Source organism: Mesoterricola sediminis (assembly GCF_030295425.1).
GTDB lineage: Bacteria > Acidobacteriota > Holophagae > Holophagales > Holophagaceae > Mesoterricola > Mesoterricola sediminis.
In genome coordinates this window covers 3395008-3411473 of sequence record NZ_AP027081.1, presented here as the reverse complement: position 1 = coordinate 3411473, position 16466 = coordinate 3395008, and the positions used below count along the sequence as shown (strand labels likewise).

Genomic DNA, 16466 nt, shown 5'->3' with positions numbered 1-16466 from the left:
CGCCCCGTCTTTGGGCTGGCCAACCCGGCGCCCCCCTCCTACCATTCATAACGAGGTATATCCCTGGAGCTCCCATGATGCGAACGTCTCTCCTCGCACGGCTTGCGGCCGGCGCCCTCATCCTCGCCCCCACGGTCCTCGCGGCCGCCGACAAGGCCCCCGCCCACGCTTCCCGCTGCGTGCTCGGCGCCTTCGGCATCGACACCGAGGGCATGGACCGGACCCTCCTGCCCGGCGACGACTGGGCGGGCTACGCCGGCGGCGCCTACATGCGCAAGCTGGAGATCCCGGCGGACCGCTCCGACTACGGCATGTTCACCATGCTCCGGGACCTGAGCCAGAAGCGCACCCGCGTCCTGGTGGAGGCCGTGGCCAAGAAGCCGGCCAAGCCCGGCACCGAGGCCCAGAAGATCAAGGACCTCTACACCAGCTTCATGGACGAGAAGGCCATCGAGGCCGCCGGCCTCGCGCCCATCCAGCCCATCCTGGGCGGCATCCAGGCCATCGGCGACCGCCAGGCCCTGAGCGCCTGGCTGGGCAAGGCCATGCGCACCGGCGGCCGCGGCCCCCTGGGGCTGCGGGCCGCGCAGGACATGAAGAACCCCGACATCATCTCGGTGATGGTGGGCGCCGGCGGCCTCGGCCTCCCGGACCGGGACTACTACCTGGACGCCAAGAACCCCAAGTTCGGCCCCATCCGCGAGAAGTACGTCAAGCACATCGCGGCCATGCTGACCCTGGCCGGGATCAAGGACGCGGACGCCAAGGCCGCGGGGATCTACGGCCTGGAGAAGAAGCTCGCCGAGGTCCACTGGACCCGCGTGCAGTCCCGCCAGCGGGAGAAGCTCTACAACCCCTGCGCCGTCGCCGACCTGGAGACGACCTATCCGGGCGTGGGCTGGGCGGCCCTCCTCCAGGCGGCGGGGATCCCGAAGCAGGAGCGCCTGATCGTGACCCAGCCCAGCGCGGTGGCGGGCACGGGCAAGCTCCTCGCCTCCGAGCCCCTGGAGGTGTGGAAGGACTACCTGACCTTCCACACCCTGGGCCACTTCTCCTCCGTGCTGCCCAAGGCCTTCGGCGAGACCTCCTTCGCCTTCAACGGCCGGGTCCTGAACGGCCAGCCCGAGGAGACCGCGCGCTGGAAGCGGGGCGTGGACCTCACCGACCGGGTCCTCGGCGAGGCCGTGGGCAAGCTCTACGTCGCCAAGTACTTCCCCCCCGAGGCCAAGCAGCAGATGGACGTGATGGTGAAGAACATCATCGCGGCCATGGACCGCCGCCTCTCGAACCTGGCTTGGATGGACGCGCACACCAAGGCCGAGGCCCGGGCCAAGCTGGCGCGCTTCACCCCCAAGATCGGCTACCCCGGGAAGTGGCGCGACTACGCCAGGCTGGAGGTCAAGGCCGGGGATCCCGTGGGCAACCTGCTCCGCGCCGCCGAGTTCGAGTTCCAGCGCAGCCTCGACAAGATCGGCAAGCCCATCGACCGCTCCGAGTGGGGCATGACGCCCATGACGGTGAACGCCTACGCGAACCCCTCGTGGAACGAGATCGTGTTCCCCGCGGCCATCCTGCAGGCGCCGTTCTTCGATCCCAAGGCCGATCCCGCGGTCAACTACGGGGCCATCGGCGCCGTGATCGGCCACGAGATCAGCCACCACTTCGACGACCAGGGCCGGAAGTACGACAAGGACGGCAAGCTCTCCGACTGGTGGACCCCCGAGGACGTGAAGCGCTTCACGGCCCTCACGGACCGCCTGGTGAAGCAGTACGCCGCCTACGAGCCCCTCAAGGGCAGCCACGTGAACGGCGAGCTGACCCTGGGCGAGAACATCGCGGACCTGGCCGGCGTGACCGTGGCCTACGAGGCCTACCACGCCTCCCTCGCCGGCAAGCCGGGGAAGGTCCTCGGCGGATTCACCCCCGACCAGCGCTTCTACCTCGGCTTCGCCCAGGTGTGGCGCCAGAAGTACCGGGACGAGGAGCTGCTCAAGCGCGTCATGACCGATCCCCACACCCCCGGCTTCCTGCGGCCCAACGTGGTCCGCAACCTGGACGCCTGGTATGAGGCCTTCGGCGTGAAGCCCGGGCAGAAGCTCTACCTGGCCCCGGCGGACCGCGTCCGCATCTGGTAGCCGGCCTCCCGGCCAGGGCCGGCGTGGGATCCTGGAAGGGAGGTGGTCCATGCACGTCATCGCCGATTTCACCGTCGTCCCCGTGGGGGTCGGGGTCAGCCTCTCCCCCTACATCGCCGAGCTGGAGCGGGTGCTCCAGGCCAGCGGCCTCACCTTCGAGACCCACGCCAACGGCACCAACCTGGAGGGGGACTGGGAGGCGGTCTTCGGGACGATCCGCGCCTGCCACGAGCGGCTCCACGCCATGGGCGTCCCCCGCATCCACACCGACGTGAAGTTCGGCACCCGCTCCGACCGGGAGCAGCGGATGGGGGACAAGCTGCGCAGCCTCCGGGAGAAGCTGGGGTAGGCGCCGGACGCCCTCCCCGCGCGGGGCCCTTCGCAGGGGGTTTCCGCCTCGGCGTGACGCCCTCGTGACGGAAGGGCCTTGCCGCGGGGGGTTTCTCACGGCCGCGTAACTTCAGGCGGGGCGATCTTGACGGGCGAGCGAATGGCCTGAAGCTTGGGCAACGCTCTTTGAGGAACAGGTTCAGACGCCGGCCCCCGGGCCGGCGTCGGCCGTTTGTGAAGGGCGCGGGGAATCACCTGCCAGGCCTTCGGCCTGCTTCAAGGGAGGGAACCATGGACCTGAGCCGCGCGCGCGCCGACATCAACATCACGCCCCTCATCGACATCGTGCTGGTGCTGCTGATCGTCTTCATCGTGCTGGTGCCGGGCCTCGTGCCGGCGCTGAAGGTGGCCGTGCCCCAGATCGTGGACGGCCCCCGGGGGCTTCCCGCCCCGCCCATCGTGGTGAGCCTGGACGGGGAAGGCCGGCTCTTCCTGCAGCGGGAGGCGGTGGACGCCGCGACGCTCCGGGCCCGGGTGGCCGAGGCCGTCCTGCTCCAGCCCGCGGGCCTCCGCAAGGTCTTCCTGAAGGTGGACGCGGCGCTCCCCCACCAGCGGGCGGTGGACGTGCTCGGCGAGCTCCATGCCGCCTCGGACCTGGCCCGGGCCGCGACCCTGGCCAAGGTGGGTCCGCGGGGCGAGGACGGCGGCGAGATCCGGGTGGCGGTCTCCCTCCTGAAGACCTCGCCCGCCGCGCTATGATCGAAGGCAACGGAGCCCTGCATGCGCGCCTTCCTCGTGACCGCCCTTCTCGCCGCGACCCTGCCCGGCCTCGCCGCCCCTCCCGACGCCAAGGCGCCCCAGACCGGACCCTACGATCCGGCCCGGGACAGCTTCAAGGATCTGGAGGCGGCGAAGGCGGAGGCAGCCCGGTCGGGCCGCCGCATCCTCCTCATCGTCGGCGGCAACTGGTGCCCCTGGTGCCACCGCCTCCACGGCCTCTTCGCCGCCGACGCGGAGCTGGCGGGCCTCCGGGACCGCGCCTTCGTGACCGTGCCCGTGGACTTCAGCAAGGCCCACCGGAACGAGGCCTTCCTCGCCCAGTTCCCCAAGGTGCCGGGCTACCCCCACCTCTTCGTGCTGGATGCGGCGGGCAAGCTGCTCCACAGCCAGGACACCGGCGTGCTGGAGCAGGACAAAGGCTACGACCGGGCGAAGATCGCAGCCTTCATCGAAGCCTGGAAGCCCAAGGCCTGAGGCCCGGCCTCAAAACGCCCAGCCCAGTCCCAGGTTGAAGCGGTCCTGGTTCCGGTCCTCCCGGAAGCGGCGGAGGTCCGCCTTCACGACCACGTGGGGGTTGAGGTTGAAGCTGGCCCCGGCGGTCCACACCCGCTCCGCCCGGGCCGGGGCGGGGGTGAGGCTGGCCGGGCTCAGGGTCGCGAAGGCGGCCGCCGTGTTCACGGTCTCGAACCGGGCGAAGGCCGCCAGGGCGCGCGGGCCGGAGGCCCACACCTGGCGCGCGGCCTGGACGTACCAGCCGTCGAAGGTCCTGGGCATGAGGGTGGGGAAGCCCACCAGGGGCTGGTTGAAGGCGGCGGTGCCGGAGATCTCGCCCCGGGCGTAGAGGGCGCTCAGGTCCCAGGCGCCGGGGGTCCAGCGCCCGTGGGCCTCCCAGAGGGTCGCGGAGAGGGGGGGGACGCCGGAGGCGGCGTGGCTGCCCTTGCCGTGGAAGATGGAGGCCCCCAGGTGCAGGCCCGGCACGCCGCGCCAGTTGAGGGCCCCGAAGACGGCCAGGTCGTGGGCCTTGGCCCCGCTCAGCTCCTGGTGGACCGCGCCGAGGGGGGATTCGGCGCCCTCGGTGGAGGAGGCGTCCCACTTGCCCAGGTCGAAGCCGGTGCTGACGCCGGCCTGGAGGAGGAAGCCGGACCCCAGGTCGCCGGCGACCTGGACGCCGCCCTCGCGCCAGGTGCTGGGGATGATGGCGGTCTCCACCAGGTTGCGCTCCACGCCGTAGTAGACGGTGGGCTCGTGGCGCTCGTTGAGGAGGCCCGAGGGCACCAGGAAGAGGCCGGCGCGGATGGACCAGGCCGGGGAGAGGCGGTGGAGGATGTAGGCCTGCTCGATCTCCACTTCGCCCTTGTCGTCGGCGGAGCTGACGGCGTGCTCCACCTCCACCTCGGTGACGAGTTCGGTGTCGGCGTCGAAGGCGTGGGTCACCCCGAGGACGAAGCGCCGCAGGTCCGCGGTGTCCTTGGCGCCGTCCCGGCGGTAGCGGGAGAAGACGATCTCCCCGTAGCCGAGGATGCTGGTGCTGGAGGGCTGGGCGGGGGCGGCTTCGGCCTTCAGGCGCTCCACCTCCCGGGAGAGGCGCTCGACCTTCTCGGCGAGGTCCGGGGTCTGGGCGGCCAGGGGCGCGGCGGCGAGGAGGAGGGCGAGGGAAAGGGGGGCGGTGCGCATGGGGGCTCCTGGGCGGGTCACGGCTGGAAGCCGTCGTTGAGGGTCTGGAGGAAGGCGACCAGATCGTCGATCTCGGCCTCGTCGAGGGCCGGGGCCTGGCCCGGGGTCCGGTCGTACGGGGCTTCCGTGACGTTCACGTTCCGGCGGAAGGCGGGGGGCAGGTCGTCGAACTTCACCACGTTGCCGTCCGCGTCGCGGGGGTACCACTTCTCCGGGTTGGTGTCCCGCTGGACGTAGAAGGTGACGGCCTCCTTGAGGGAGGTGAACCGGCCGTTGTGGAAGAGGGCCTTGCGCCTGGCCACGTTGCGGAGGCTGGGCACCTTGAAGGCGCCGTAGAGGTCCTCCCGGCCCAGGCGCGCCCCCAGGCCCAGGTCGAAGTGGGCGGGATCGGCGTTGGCCTGGAGGGCGGGGTTCCGGGGGACGCCGAGGGCGTCGTAGGTGAAGTCGGTGAACAGGGGGCGGCTGCCGTCGGCGCCCCGGGTGGAGGGGTGGCAGGCGGCGCAGTTGCCCTTGCGGGGATCGTTGAAGAGGGCGAGGCCCCGGGCTTCGGCGTCGCTGAGGCGGACCTTCCCGTCCAGGAAGGCGTCGTACTTGCTGTCGTAGGGCCGGAAGGCGGGATCCTCCAGCTGGTAGCGCTGGAGGGCCAGGGTCATGGCGCGGTAGGCCGCCTCGGTGTCGGCGAAGATGGCGGCCCCGTAGGTCTGGCGGAAGGCGTCCGCGTACGCCCCCTGGGCGAGGCGCTCCACCACCGCCGCCTTGCCGGGCATGGCCATCTCCAGGGGGTTCAGGAAGGGGCCTCCGGCCTGCTCCGCGAGGGTGTCCACCCGCCCGTCCCAGAAGAACCCGCCGGTGGGGGTCCCCTCCTTGTCGAAGAAGAAGGGGGTGTTCGTGGCGAGGTAGCGGATGGAGGGGGACTGGCGGGTGCCCTGGAGGTCCAGGGCGGCGCCGCCGAACTGGGCGGGGAAGGCGTTGGGGGCGCCGTGGGCGTCGGCGGCCACGTGGCAGGTGGCGCAGGCCTGCTGGCCGGAGGCCGACAGGCGCGTGTCCTTGAAGATGGCCTCGCCCAGCTGGGCTTCAGCGGACAGGCCTCCGCGGGTGGGGGCGAGGGCGCCGCCGCAGGCCAGGAGGGCGACGGGCAGACAAAGGGCGAGCGTGCGCAGACGCATGGCGGGCTCCGGGGGCCGGGTTCGGGGGGACGCCGGGCGGGCGTCACACAATAGGATCGAGACTCATTCTCAACCAAAGCGGACGGAACGTCAAGCGGCTCCGCCCGCCTGTGACCGCCGTCACCGGGGTGGCGCCGCCTCCCGAACCCGCCCGGCTCCCCGTGAACGGGCCTCCCGCACGGCCCCAGCGCGCCGGACCCAGGATGGATGGGACGCTAATGGGCGGCGTCGTGGAGGGCGAAGGTCAGGGCCATGCAGTCGGCGACCCCGCCCATGGTGAGGTTGTCCCGGCACCAGGCCAGGTTCAGGGCGGTCAGGTAGGGGAGGGGGTCGTCCCCGGCGTCCAGGAGGGCCTCGAGCTGGGCGCCCGCCTCCCGCAGGCGGGCCAGGCCGGCCAGGCCTCCGCGGCGGACCATGGTGGTGTCCTCCAGGACCTGCATGAGGACGGCCATGAGCTTGAAGGCGGCCCGGTCCGGGTCCCAGCCCCGGGCGAGGGCGGCGCGGTAGGCGGGCCAGCCGGTCTCGAACACGGCCGGCAGGCCGCGTTCGGCCTCCGCCTGGATGCCCCCCAGACCCAGGCGGGCCCGGATGCTGGCGCCGTGGGTGGAGGGGGCCGGCGGATGGGCCTGGAAGAAGGCGGCGGCCACCTGGGCGATGGCGCCGGGGAGGGCCTCCAGGCGGCCCCCGGAGGCGCAGGCCCCCAGGAGGGCGAGGCCCGACAGGAAGATGTAGCCGCGGTGCCCGTTGGTGCCGATCTCGGCGAACATGCGGGCCTCGGCGTCGCGGCCGGCCTCCACGCATCCGGCCAGGGGCGCCTGGCAGCCGCCCCGCCCGAGGAGGTCCTCGTAGTACTGGGGCAGGAGCTGGGCGGAGGTCCGCATGGCGTCGAAGGAGAGGTCGGGGTGGCTGCCCCGGTCGCGCCGGTCCACGAGGCCGGGCTTGGGGGTCAGCTCCAGCTCCCGGAGGGCGCCCAGGTGGAGGCCCTCGGCGAGCTGGTCGATGGCGATGCGGGTGGGGGCGCGGCGGACGGTGGCCAGGAGGCGGTCGACCTGGGCGCGCAGGTCCTCCACCGGGTGGGCCTGGCTGCGGATGCAGTCCACCGCGGGCCGGTCGCACAGGAGGCAGGTGCGGGGGGGCAGGCCCAGGGCGGCCCGGCCCGCCTGGGAGCCATTGGGCCGGTACACGTCCAGGTCCAGGAGGCGCGCGGCGGGGTCCAGGCCCTCCACGGCCACCGCGGCGGCCTTGACGGCCTCGGCGGGGGCGGGGACGTGGGCCAGGCGCCAGGGCCCCAGGGCGTCCAGGCCCGACACCAGGATCCGGAAGGGATGGGTGCGGGCCAGGCGCTCCAGGGCCTCGTCCAGGAGGGCGGCGAGGCCCCCGGCGTGCTTGTCCGGGCCGGGCACGTTGGTGCCGGCCATGAGGAGGCAGCCCGATCCCTCGAAGAGGAACAGGGCGCGCGTCAGCTCGCGCTGGCGCGCGTCCCGGGCTTCGAGGAAGTCGGCGGGGTCAGTCACGGACCTGCCTCACGACGTCGATGATCGTGCCGTCCCGGTATTCCACGAGGGCGACGATCTCGTCCTCGAATTCGAGGGCCCGGGGCTTGCCGGTCACGCGGGTGATCTCCTCGTGGAAGTCGTGGATCTCCTTGACGGGGAGGTTCCTGCGCAGGAGCTCCCGCTTGAGGTCCTCGTGGCGGTCCGCGACGCAGATGCCCCGCTCGGTGACGACCACGTCCACGGTCTCGCCGGGGGTGGTGACGGTGGTGACGGACTCGCGCACCACGGGCAGGCGCCCGCGGATGGAGGGGGCCACGACGATGGCCAGCTTGGCCCCGGCCGCGACGTCGCAGTGGCCGCCGGTGTTGTGGAGGAGCCAGCCGCTGGACTCGGTGTTCACGTTCACGTTGTAGTCAACGTCGACCTCGGTGGCGCCGAGGATGACGCAGTCCAGCATGTTGGCGATGCAGCCGCGGTTGAAGGGGCTGGCGTAGAGGTCGGCGCTGATCTCCCGGTGGCCGGGGTTCACGCGCATGGACTCCACGGCGCGCTGGTCGAAGCACTGCACGTCGAAGAGGGTCTGGAAGTAGCCCTCCTCGAGCATGTCCACGAAGTAGCCGGTGATGCCGCCGCAGCCGAAGCTGCCCTTGACCCGGGCCTCGGCCATCATCTTCCTGACGTTGTCGGCCACGGCGAGGGAGGTGCCGCCGGCGCCGGTCTGGAAGGAGAAGCCGTCCTTGAGGAGGCCGGAGGCCTGGATCACCTCGGCCGCGTACTTGGCGATGAGGAGGCCGGCGGGGTCGCGGGTGACGCGGGTGGTGGTGCTGACGATCTTGGAGGGGTCCCCGAGGCTCTCGATCTGGACGACGTAGTCCACGTCGCTGGAGCTGATGCTGATGGGGGCGGCCGGGAAGCTGACGAGGTTGTCGGTGACGGCCACGACCTTCTTGGCGTAGCGGGCGTCGGTGTGCGCGTAGCCGAGGCTGCCGCAGGCGGAACGGCCCATCACCCCGTTCATGTTCCCGGTCTCGTCGCAGCAGGGGGCCGCGATGAAGGCGGCGTCGATCTCCACCTCGCCGGTGACGATGGAACGGGCGCGGCCGCCGTGGCTGCGGACGATGATGTCGCAGCGCAGCTCGCCCCGGCTCACCATCTTGGCGATGAGCCCGTTGACGCCGGTCTCGATGCGGGTGATCACGCCCTTGCGGATGTAGGGGATGATCTCCGCGTGCACGTCGTGGACGGAGCTGGAGGCGATGCCCATGTCCTTCAGGCCCATGGCGTCCAGCTCCTTCACCAGGAGGTTGAGGAGGAGGTCGCCGTTCCGGAGGTGGTGGTGGGTGGAGATGTTCATGCCGTCCCGCAGCTCGCAGGCCTCGAGGGCGGCCCTCAGGCTCGGGAGGAGCTTGCTGTCGCCGGGGAAGCGCCGCACCAGGGGGCGGGTCGCGCGCAGGACTTCGGGCTTCTTCGACCAGGGATCCCGGTAGGGCTCCAGCTTCCGGCCGCGCCAGACGTCGGGGATCTCCCGTCCAAGGCTATTTCGTGCCATGAATCACCTCGTCGGAAAGGTCCACCTCGATCATGCCGAAGGCGACTGCGGTCTTGAGGACGCGGGCGGCGCGGGTGACCACCGGGGCGTCCACCATGCGCCCCTTGAGGCTGATGACGCCGGTGCCCATCTCGCGGGCGCGCTTGATGGCGTCCAGCACGGCGAGGGCGTGGTCGATCTCCGCCTGGGTGGGCCGGAAGACCTCGTGGATGACCTCGATCTGCCGGGGGTTCACCAGGGACTTGCCGGTGAAGCCCAGGCGGCGGCCCAGCTCGGTCTCGGCGCGGAGGGCGTCCATGTCGTTGACGTCGGGGAAGATCGTGTCGATGGCCTGGAGGCCGGCGGCCTTGGCGGCCCAGATGATGCGGGTCCGGGCGGAGAAGAGCTCCTCGCCGGACTTGGTGCGGTCGATCTCCATGCTGGCGGTGAAGTCCTCGGCGCCGAAGGCGAGGGCGACGAGGCGGGGGGAGGCCTTGGCGGTCTCCACGCAGTTGAGGACGCCCTGGGCGCTCTCGATGGAGGGGATGATCTTGAAGTGCCCGATGGGCAGGCCCAGGCGCTCCTCGGCCTCGGTGAGCATGGTGTCGAGGCGCTCGACGGTCTCGGGGTTGTCGGCCTTCGGGAGGCGGATGCCGTCGGGGACGGCGGGCAGGACCTCCCGGAGGTCGTCCTCGGCGTAGGGGGTGTCGAGGCCGTTGATGCGCACGAAGAGCTCCAGGCGGCGGTCCTTGAAGCCCTGGATGAAGTTGCGGGTCAGGAGGCGGGCGGCGTCCTTCTCCTGGAGGGGCACGGCGTCCTCCAGGTCGATCATGACGCCGTCGGCCTGGAAGACCGGGATGTTCTGGAGCATCCCGGGCATGTTGCCGGGGACGTAGAGGAAGGAACGGCGGAGTTTCACGGTCATTCCTCCTCGAAATACAGCGTGTCGACCCCGCTGGAGGCCGAGTGGTAGCGCTCGATGCCCTGGACGAGGTATTCGGCCAGCACGATCTCGCAGGTGCCGAAGACCTCGGCCTCCACGAGCCGGCCGCCGACGACCTCGCCGCTGGCCTTGGAGCCCAGGAAGTAGAACTGGCCGTGGAGGCGGCGCTCGGGCCCGGGGGCGATGTTGCCCTGGAGGCCCAGCATCTCGAGGGGGCCCTCGACGCGGTGGGTGCGGATGCGCGGCTCGGTCATGGGCAGGTGGGCCCCGGTCTGGATGTCCCGGAACACCACGTTGCGGACGGAGCCCACGGCGGAGACGAGGGAGGCGAAGGGGAGCTCCTTGCAGGCGGCGAAGGCCAGGATGCTCTCGGCCAGGTTGGCCCCGGGCTCGATCTTGATGATGAAGCGGCGTCCGGTGACGCACTCGCGATGCCAGATCTTGTCCATGGCTACTCCTGGTCCGCGCGGCGGACGGCGGCCTCGACCCGGGCGGCGATGGCGTAGTCCAGCGCGCCCCGGTCGGAGACGTGGATCCGTCCGGAGGTGACGCCGAGCGTCTCCAGGGTCGCCTCGATGCGCGCCCGGATGAGGTGCTCGAACTGCTTCTTGACGGTGGACTCGATGTCGATCACGAGGCCCTCGGCGGGCTCCACGACGACGACGAGGTCGCTGGACTGCATGGTCCCGGCGGTCGCCTTTTTTCGTATGTTCATGGCTGGGGTTCCTTGGTGAGCTTCAGATGGGCGAGGGTGGTGGGCGGGACGAGGGCGGGCAGGGCGGCCCCGTCGCCGGCGGCCAGGGCCTCCCGCACGCGGGACGCGCTCACCGGCGCGCCGTCCGCCTCCAGGCGGGGCACGATCTCCACGGCCACGCCCAGGGGCGGCAGGAGTTCGGCCATGGCCCGGTTGTACGCCGCGGTCAGGGGGCAGCGGGGCTCCTCCCCGGCGAAGCGCGCCGCGATGTGGAAGGCGGGGGCGATGCGCCGCCCGAAGAGGTCCAGGTCCAGGCCCATCTGGGCCTCGGCGCCGGCCTCCAGGCGCTTGAGGAAGTAGGTGGGGAAGGTCGCGGCCGAGACGGCGTAGGGCCCGGTGCCCAGCACCGTCACGTTGGGGAGGTGGGCGGTGCCCTCCCGGGCGAGGCGGAGCCGGGTGGCGTAGGGGAAGGCCGACCGGTCCTCGGCGACCACGAACAGGTAGAGGTGATCGACCCGGGCGGCGGCGGTCTCCGCCAGGTACTGGTGCCCCCGGGTGAAGGGATTGGCGTTCATGACGATGGCCCCGTTCCGGCCCGGCCGGACGAGGGGCGCCTGGCGCTCCAGCCAGGCGGCAAGCCCGGGGCCGTGCTCCAGGAGGACGGCCGGGCCGTGGGCCGCCAGGAGGCGGAAGGTGAGGGCCTCGAAGCTGGGGGCGTTGGCCGGGGCGGTGAAGACGAAGAGGGTCTCGTGGCCGGCGGCGGCGGCCGAGGCCCGGAGTTCCGTCACCAGCTGCCCCAGGGCATCGGTGCCCTGGTGCTCGGGGGCGATGGCGAACATCTTGAGGACCTGGCCCGCCCGGGCGCCCACGGCGACAAGCCGGCCGTCCTCGTAGAGCCCGGCCCAGGCGTCGGCGCCGGGTTCATAGCGGAGCCCGTGGCCTTCGACGAAGGCCCTGGCTTCGCGCTCAGTGGGATGGTCGATCAAGGCAGGCTCCGGTCCGGGTCTCACCTGGACTTCCAGCCTACGCATTTTCGGCGTGCCTGCCCGGCCGGAAATGTGCTGTTCGTCACCAAGCGCGCCCGCGCGCGGATCAGGCCTCCTGGGGGACGCCGGGGTGGTCGGGGATGCGGCTGGCCTCGTACTCCTCCTCCTCCACGACCTTGGGATGATCCAGGAAGTAGCGGGCCCGGGCGAGGTCCAGCTCGCCCTCCCACTTGCTGACGGCCACGGAGGCGATGCCGTTGCCGATGAGGTTCGTGATGGCGCGGGCCTCGCTCATGAAGCGGTCGATGCCCAGGAGGAGGGCCAGGCCCGCCACGGGGATGTTGCCGGTGACGGAGAGGGTGGCCGCCAGGGTGATGAACCCGCCCCCGGTCACCGCCGCGGCCCCCTTGGAGGTGAGGAGCAGGATGGCCAGGATGTAGAGCTGCTGGCCCAGGGTGACGGGGGTGTTGGTGGCCTGGGCGATGAACAGGGCGGCGAGGGTCAGGTAGATGGAGGTGCCGTCCAGGTTGAAGGAGTAGCCCATGGGGATCACCATGCCCACCACCGACTTGGAGCAGCCCAGGCGCTCCATCTTCTCCATCATCAGGGGCAGGGCCGACTCCGAGGAGCTGGTGCCCAGCACGATGAGGATCTCCTCCCGGATGTAGCGCAGGAACTTGAAGACGGAGAGGCCCGCCCACCGCATGACGAGGCCGAGGACGAGCACGACGAACAGGAGGCTCGTGGCGTAGAAGCACGCGATGAGCTTGCCCAGGCTGACCAGGGTGTGGAGCCCGTACTTGCCGACGGTGAAGGCCATGGCGCCGAAGGCGCCGATGGGGGCGAGGCGCATGACCACGGCCACGATGCGGAAGAAGACCTTGTTGAGGGCGTCCAGGAACTTCATCACGGGGAGGCCGTCGGCCTTCACGAAGGCCAGGGCGCTCCCGAAGAGCATGGAGAACAGGAGGATCTGGAGGATGTCCCCCTTGGCGAAGGCGTCGGCCACGTCCTTGGGGATGATGTTCATGATGAATTCGGTGGTCGTCAGGTGGGCGCCGTGGGTGTAGGCGGCGATGGCCTTGGCGTCCAGGGAGGCCGGGTTGATGTTCATGCCGGCGCCGGGCTTGAAGACGTTGGCGATGACCAGGCCGATGGCGAGGGCCACCGTGGTGAGGACCTCGAAGTAGAGGAGGCCCTTGCCCCCGACCCGGCCCACCTTCTTCATGTCGCCCATCTTGGCGATGCCCATGACGACGGTCAGGAAGATGATCGGCGCGATGAGCATCTTCACCAGCTTGATGAACCCTTCACCCAACGGCCGCATGGACGCGCCTACGTCCGGTTTGAAGAACCCGAGGAGGGCGCCGAGCACCACGGCGACGATCACCTGGACGTACAGGCTCTTGAAGAGTCTTCGCATGGGGGCTCCTGGACGGGCGGGCGCTGGTCATGGCCAGGGACCGGGCACCGGTTCCTTCCAGCAACCTTTCAGTCGGCAGAATTTCGGATGCGAAGACTCTTTTTTTAATTTCTTAACATTCGGGCCCACCGAGCGATCGGATGGAGCCTGGATCAGAGTTTGGAAGTGCAGAATTTACACCGGGTTGCCTCAATCGGAATGGTCTCGCGGCATTCGGGGCAGGTCTTGGTGGTCGGGGGCGGGGGGGTCTCCCCCTCGAGGCGCTTGATGAGGGCGACGGACTTGACGAAGAGCAGGAAGACCACGGCGGAGGTGATGAGGAAGTTGAGGATGTCGCCCAGGACCAGGCCGATGCGGAGCCGGCCGAGGGTCCACTCCTCCCAGGCCATTTCGGGCGGCATCACGTAGCTCACGATGGGCATGATGATGCCGCTGACGAAGGCCTTGACGATCGTCTGGAAGGAGCCGCCCACGACGACGGCCACCGCCAGGTCCACCACGTTCCCCCGGGCGATGAACGCCTTGAAGTCTTTGAGGAGGGACATGAACGGTTCCTTCGGTCCGGACCCCGGGGGCGGCTCAGAGGCCCATGGCGAGGCGGCCCCGGACCTCCTGCTCCAGGCGGTCGAGGAGGGCCGCCTCCCGCGGCGCCAGGAAAATGGTGTCGTCACCAGCGATCGTGCCGGCCAGGGAGGGCAGGGCGGCCTGGTCCAGGGCGAGGGCCATGGGCTGGGCGAAGCCGGGGGTGGTCTTCACGACGATGAGGATGGGGGGGACCTTCTGGAGGGTGAAGGGGTGGGTCGGGACCGCGGCGGGCCGCATCCGCTGGTAGCGGCCGTCCTCCTTGCGCACGTTCAGCTTCTTGAAGTGGCGGGACAGGGTGGACAGGGTGAGGTCGTAGCCCTCCGTCTTCAGGAGGGCGAGCAGGTCCGCTTGTTCGGTGATGGGCCGCCGGGAAAGGTGGCTGAGAATGGCCTCGTCCAGGTTCATGGAGCCAATGTGGGATCAATTGCAGGAAATTGCAACCGCCTGGGTTGGGGGAGACTTTGTGGAAAAGCTGAAAAAGGCTGAATTTCTTACTTGACCCCCCTCCTGGACGGGTGCACAATTTGCAACATGTTGCCGGTATTTCCGGGTATTTGCATTCCATGAACGCAAATTTGCAGGCTCCCGCCCTCCTCCCCACCTACACCCCCTTCCCCTTCCCGCTGCTGCGGGGCGAGAACGACCGCGTTTTCGACCCGCTCGGGCAGAGCTACTGGGACTTCTACGGCGGCCACTGCGTCGCCAGCACCGGCCACGCCCACCCCCGGGTGGCGGAGGCGGTGGCCGCGCAGGCGAAGGAGCTGATCTTCTACAGCACCGCCGCCGAACTGCCGGTCCGCAGCCGGGCCGCCCAGGAGCTCCTGGCCTTCACGGCCTCGGGCCGGGAGACGGGGCTGAGCTCCATCTTCTTCTGCAACAGCGGGGCGGAGGCCAACGAGAACGCCCTCAAGATGGCCTGCCGGATCACGGGCCGGAAGCGCTTCGCGGCCTTCCAGGGCGGCTGGCACGGCCGGACCCTGCTGGCCCTCTCCGTCACCGACGACCCCCCCATCACCGGCCCCTACGAGGGTCTCCTGGCGCCCTGCCTGCGCCTGCCCTGGAACGACCTGGAGGCCCTGGCGGCGGCGGACTTCTCCGACGTGGCCGGCGTCATCCTCGAGCCCATCCAGAGCATGTCCGGCATCCGGCCCGCGACGCCCGAGTTCCTCCAGGCCCTCCGGGCCAAGACCCTGGCCGAGGGCGCCCTGCTGATCTACGACGAGGTCCAGACCGGCGTGGGCCGGCTCGGGCACCCCTACGCGGCCGGCCTCCACGGCGTCCGCCCCGACATCGTCACCTCGGCCAAGGGCCTCGCCTCCGGCGTGCCCATGGGCGCCATCCTGCTGGGCTCCGAGACGGCGGCCTGCATCCGGCCCGGGGACCTGGGCAGCACCTTCGGCGGCGGGCCCATCGCCTGCGCCGCCCTCATCGCCACCCTCCAGGTGATCCGGCAGGAGGGCCTCCTCCAGAACGCCCTGGCGCGGGAGGCGGCGATCCGGAAGGCCCTGGCCGGCACCTGCGTCACCGAGGTCCGGGGCGCGGGCCTGCTGCTGGGCCTCGTGGTCCCGGGCAGGGCCAAGGCCCTCAAGGCGCACCTGCAGACGCATCGGATCCTCGTCGGCGGGAGCTCCGACCCGGACGCGCTGCGCCTGATGCCCCCCCTCACCCTGACCCAGGCCGCCGTGGACGCGCTGGCCGAGGCCGTCACCGCATTCGGCAAGGAGAACTGAACATGAGGCATGCAACCGGCATCAGCGACCTCGGCGTCGAGGGCCTCGAGAAGGTCCTGGCCCAGGCCATCCAGTGGAAGCAGGGGCCGCACCCGAAGCACCTGGTCGACAAGATCCTCGGCATGGTCTTCTTCAACCCCAGCCTGCGCACCCGCGCCTCCTTCGAGGCCTGCATGGCCCGGGGCGGCGGTTCCAGCATCGTGCTGGAGGTGGGCAACGGGGTCTGGAAGCTGGAGGACCGCGCGGGCGCCGTCATGGACGGGGACCGGGCCGAGCACATCCGCGAGGCCGCGCCGGTCCTGAGCCGCTACGTGGACGTGCTGGCGGTGCGCACCTTCGCCGGCAACACCGACGACGCGGAGGATCACAAGGATCCCGTCATGAACGGGTTCCGGAACTTCGCCACCGTCCCCACCCTGAGCATGGAGAGCGCCCGGGAGCACCCCTGCCAGGGCCTCGCCGACCTCATGACCGCCCGGGAGACCTTCGGGACCACCAAGGGCCTGCCCGTGACCCTGAGCTGGGCGCCCCACATCAAGCCCCTGCCCAAGGCCGTGCCCAACAGCTTCCTCCTCACCGCCGCGGCCGCCGGCTGCGAGGTGCGGGTGGCCCATCCCAAGGGCTTCGAGCTCCAGCCCGAGGTCCAGGCCCAGGCCGAGGCCCTGGCGAAGGAGGCCGGCGGCAGCGTCGCCTTCACCCAGGACCTGGACGAGGCCGTCAAGGACAGCCGCGTCGTCTACGCGAAGGCCTGGGGCCCGGCCACCGGCGGCCCCCTGGGGCCCGAGGCCGTCAAGGCCTTCCCCGCGTGGATGACCTCTCCGGAGATCATGGCCAAGGCCGCCGCGGACGCCATCTTCATGCACTGCCTCCCCGTGCGGAGGAACGTCGAGGTCGCCGACGGCGTCCTGGACGGGCCCTGGAGCCGCGTCGTGGACGAGGCCGAGAACCGTTTCCACGTGCAGCGGGCCCTGCTGCAGTGGCTGCTGGAGGCCTGAC

At 70.8% G+C, this 16466-nt stretch carries 17 protein-coding genes; 6 read left to right on the top strand and 11 right to left on the bottom strand.

Annotation, left to right across the window (positions count from 1 at the left end; genetic code table 11):
• Positions 1 to 74: 74 nt before the first annotated feature.
• The 4 genes from R2J75_RS14935 (at position 75) to R2J75_RS14920 (ending at position 3719) form a co-directional block, all read left to right on the top strand.
• Complete coding sequence (locus R2J75_RS14935; RefSeq protein WP_316410480.1) at positions 75 to 2135, top strand: M13 family metallopeptidase; 2061 nt, start codon at positions 75 to 77, stop codon at positions 2133 to 2135.
• A gap of 49 nt (positions 2136 to 2184) precedes the next feature.
• Positions 2185 to 2484, top strand: coding sequence for an MTH1187 family thiamine-binding protein (locus R2J75_RS14930; protein ID WP_243329869.1), 300 nt, complete (start codon positions 2185 to 2187; stop codon positions 2482 to 2484).
• Positions 2485 to 2756: 272 nt separating this feature from the next.
• Positions 2757 to 3224: an ExbD/TolR family protein gene (locus tag R2J75_RS14925; RefSeq protein ID WP_243329872.1), complete on the top strand. Its 468-nt coding sequence runs from the start codon at positions 2757 to 2759 to the stop codon at positions 3222 to 3224.
• A gap of 21 nt (positions 3225 to 3245) precedes the next feature.
• Positions 3246 to 3719, top strand: coding sequence for a thioredoxin family protein (locus tag R2J75_RS14920; protein WP_316410479.1), 474 nt, complete (start codon positions 3246 to 3248; stop codon positions 3717 to 3719).
• A 9-nt stretch (positions 3720 to 3728) separates the two neighbouring features.
• On the opposite strand, the gene R2J75_RS14915 is transcribed toward R2J75_RS14920, so the two are convergent.
• The 11 genes from R2J75_RS14915 to R2J75_RS14865 all read right to left on the bottom strand — a co-directional run bounded on the left by R2J75_RS14915 (position 3729) and on the right by R2J75_RS14865 (position 14145).
• The gene (locus R2J75_RS14915; RefSeq protein ID WP_316410478.1) at positions 3729 to 4919 is read right to left on the bottom strand and encodes a porin family protein; all 1191 of its coding nucleotides are present in this window, start codon (positions 4917 to 4919) and stop codon (positions 3729 to 3731) included.
• A gap of 17 nt (positions 4920 to 4936) precedes the next feature.
• On the bottom strand, positions 4937 to 6085 hold the full coding sequence (locus R2J75_RS14910) for a cytochrome-c peroxidase (RefSeq protein WP_243329878.1): 1149 nt from the start codon (positions 6083 to 6085) through the stop codon (positions 4937 to 4939).
• Between the two features lie 215 nt (positions 6086 to 6300).
• Positions 6301 to 7599 carry a triphosphoribosyl-dephospho-CoA synthase gene (locus R2J75_RS14905; protein ID WP_243345890.1) on the bottom strand — a complete coding sequence of 433 codons (1299 nt, stop codon included), beginning with the start codon at positions 7597 to 7599 and terminating at the stop codon, positions 6301 to 6303.
• Positions 7592 to 9130 carry a citrate lyase subunit alpha gene (gene citF, locus R2J75_RS14900; RefSeq protein WP_243329882.1) on the bottom strand — a complete coding sequence of 513 codons (1539 nt, stop codon included), beginning with the start codon at positions 9128 to 9130 and terminating at the stop codon, positions 7592 to 7594. Before citF ends, R2J75_RS14905 begins: the two co-directional genes overlap by 8 nt.
• Positions 9117 to 10034, bottom strand: a complete 918-nt coding sequence (locus tag R2J75_RS14895; protein WP_243329883.1) for an HpcH/HpaI aldolase/citrate lyase family protein — start codon at positions 10032 to 10034, stop codon at positions 9117 to 9119. The genes citF and R2J75_RS14895 overlap by 14 nt, the downstream gene beginning before the upstream one ends.
• Positions 10031 to 10501: a PPC domain-containing DNA-binding protein gene (locus tag R2J75_RS14890; protein WP_243329884.1), complete on the bottom strand. Its 471-nt coding sequence runs from the start codon at positions 10499 to 10501 to the stop codon at positions 10031 to 10033. The genes R2J75_RS14895 and R2J75_RS14890 overlap by 4 nt, the downstream gene beginning before the upstream one ends.
• A 2-nt stretch (positions 10502 to 10503) precedes the next feature.
• Positions 10504 to 10767: a citrate lyase acyl carrier protein gene (gene citD / locus R2J75_RS14885; RefSeq protein WP_243329885.1), complete on the bottom strand. Its 264-nt coding sequence runs from the start codon at positions 10765 to 10767 to the stop codon at positions 10504 to 10506.
• Positions 10764 to 11732, bottom strand: a complete 969-nt coding sequence (locus R2J75_RS14880) for a [citrate (pro-3S)-lyase] ligase (RefSeq protein WP_243329886.1) — start codon at positions 11730 to 11732, stop codon at positions 10764 to 10766. The genes citD and R2J75_RS14880 overlap by 4 nt, the downstream gene beginning before the upstream one ends.
• Before the next feature lie 106 nt (positions 11733 to 11838).
• A complete protein-coding gene (locus R2J75_RS14875; protein ID WP_243329887.1) occupies positions 11839 to 13155 on the bottom strand; it encodes a dicarboxylate/amino acid:cation symporter in 1317 nt (438 codons plus the stop codon).
• Positions 13156 to 13307: 152 nt separating this feature from the next.
• Positions 13308 to 13700 carry a large conductance mechanosensitive channel protein MscL gene (mscL, locus tag R2J75_RS14870; protein ID WP_243329888.1) on the bottom strand — a complete coding sequence of 131 codons (393 nt, stop codon included), beginning with the start codon at positions 13698 to 13700 and terminating at the stop codon, positions 13308 to 13310.
• Between the two features lie 34 nt (positions 13701 to 13734).
• Positions 13735 to 14145, bottom strand: coding sequence for an arginine repressor (locus R2J75_RS14865; protein WP_243329895.1), 411 nt, complete (start codon positions 14143 to 14145; stop codon positions 13735 to 13737).
• 158 nt (positions 14146 to 14303) lie between these two features.
• On the opposite strand from R2J75_RS14865, the gene R2J75_RS14860 reads away from it, so the two are divergent.
• Together R2J75_RS14860 and R2J75_RS14855 are read left to right on the top strand one after the other, a co-directional pair.
• Positions 14304 to 15470, top strand: coding sequence for an aspartate aminotransferase family protein (locus tag R2J75_RS14860; protein ID WP_243329896.1), 1167 nt, complete (start codon positions 14304 to 14306; stop codon positions 15468 to 15470).
• Between the two features lie 2 nt (positions 15471 to 15472).
• Positions 15473 to 16465 carry an N-acetylornithine carbamoyltransferase gene (locus R2J75_RS14855; RefSeq protein WP_243329897.1) on the top strand — a complete coding sequence of 331 codons (993 nt, stop codon included), beginning with the start codon at positions 15473 to 15475 and terminating at the stop codon, positions 16463 to 16465.
• Position 16466 lies beyond the last annotated feature (1 nt).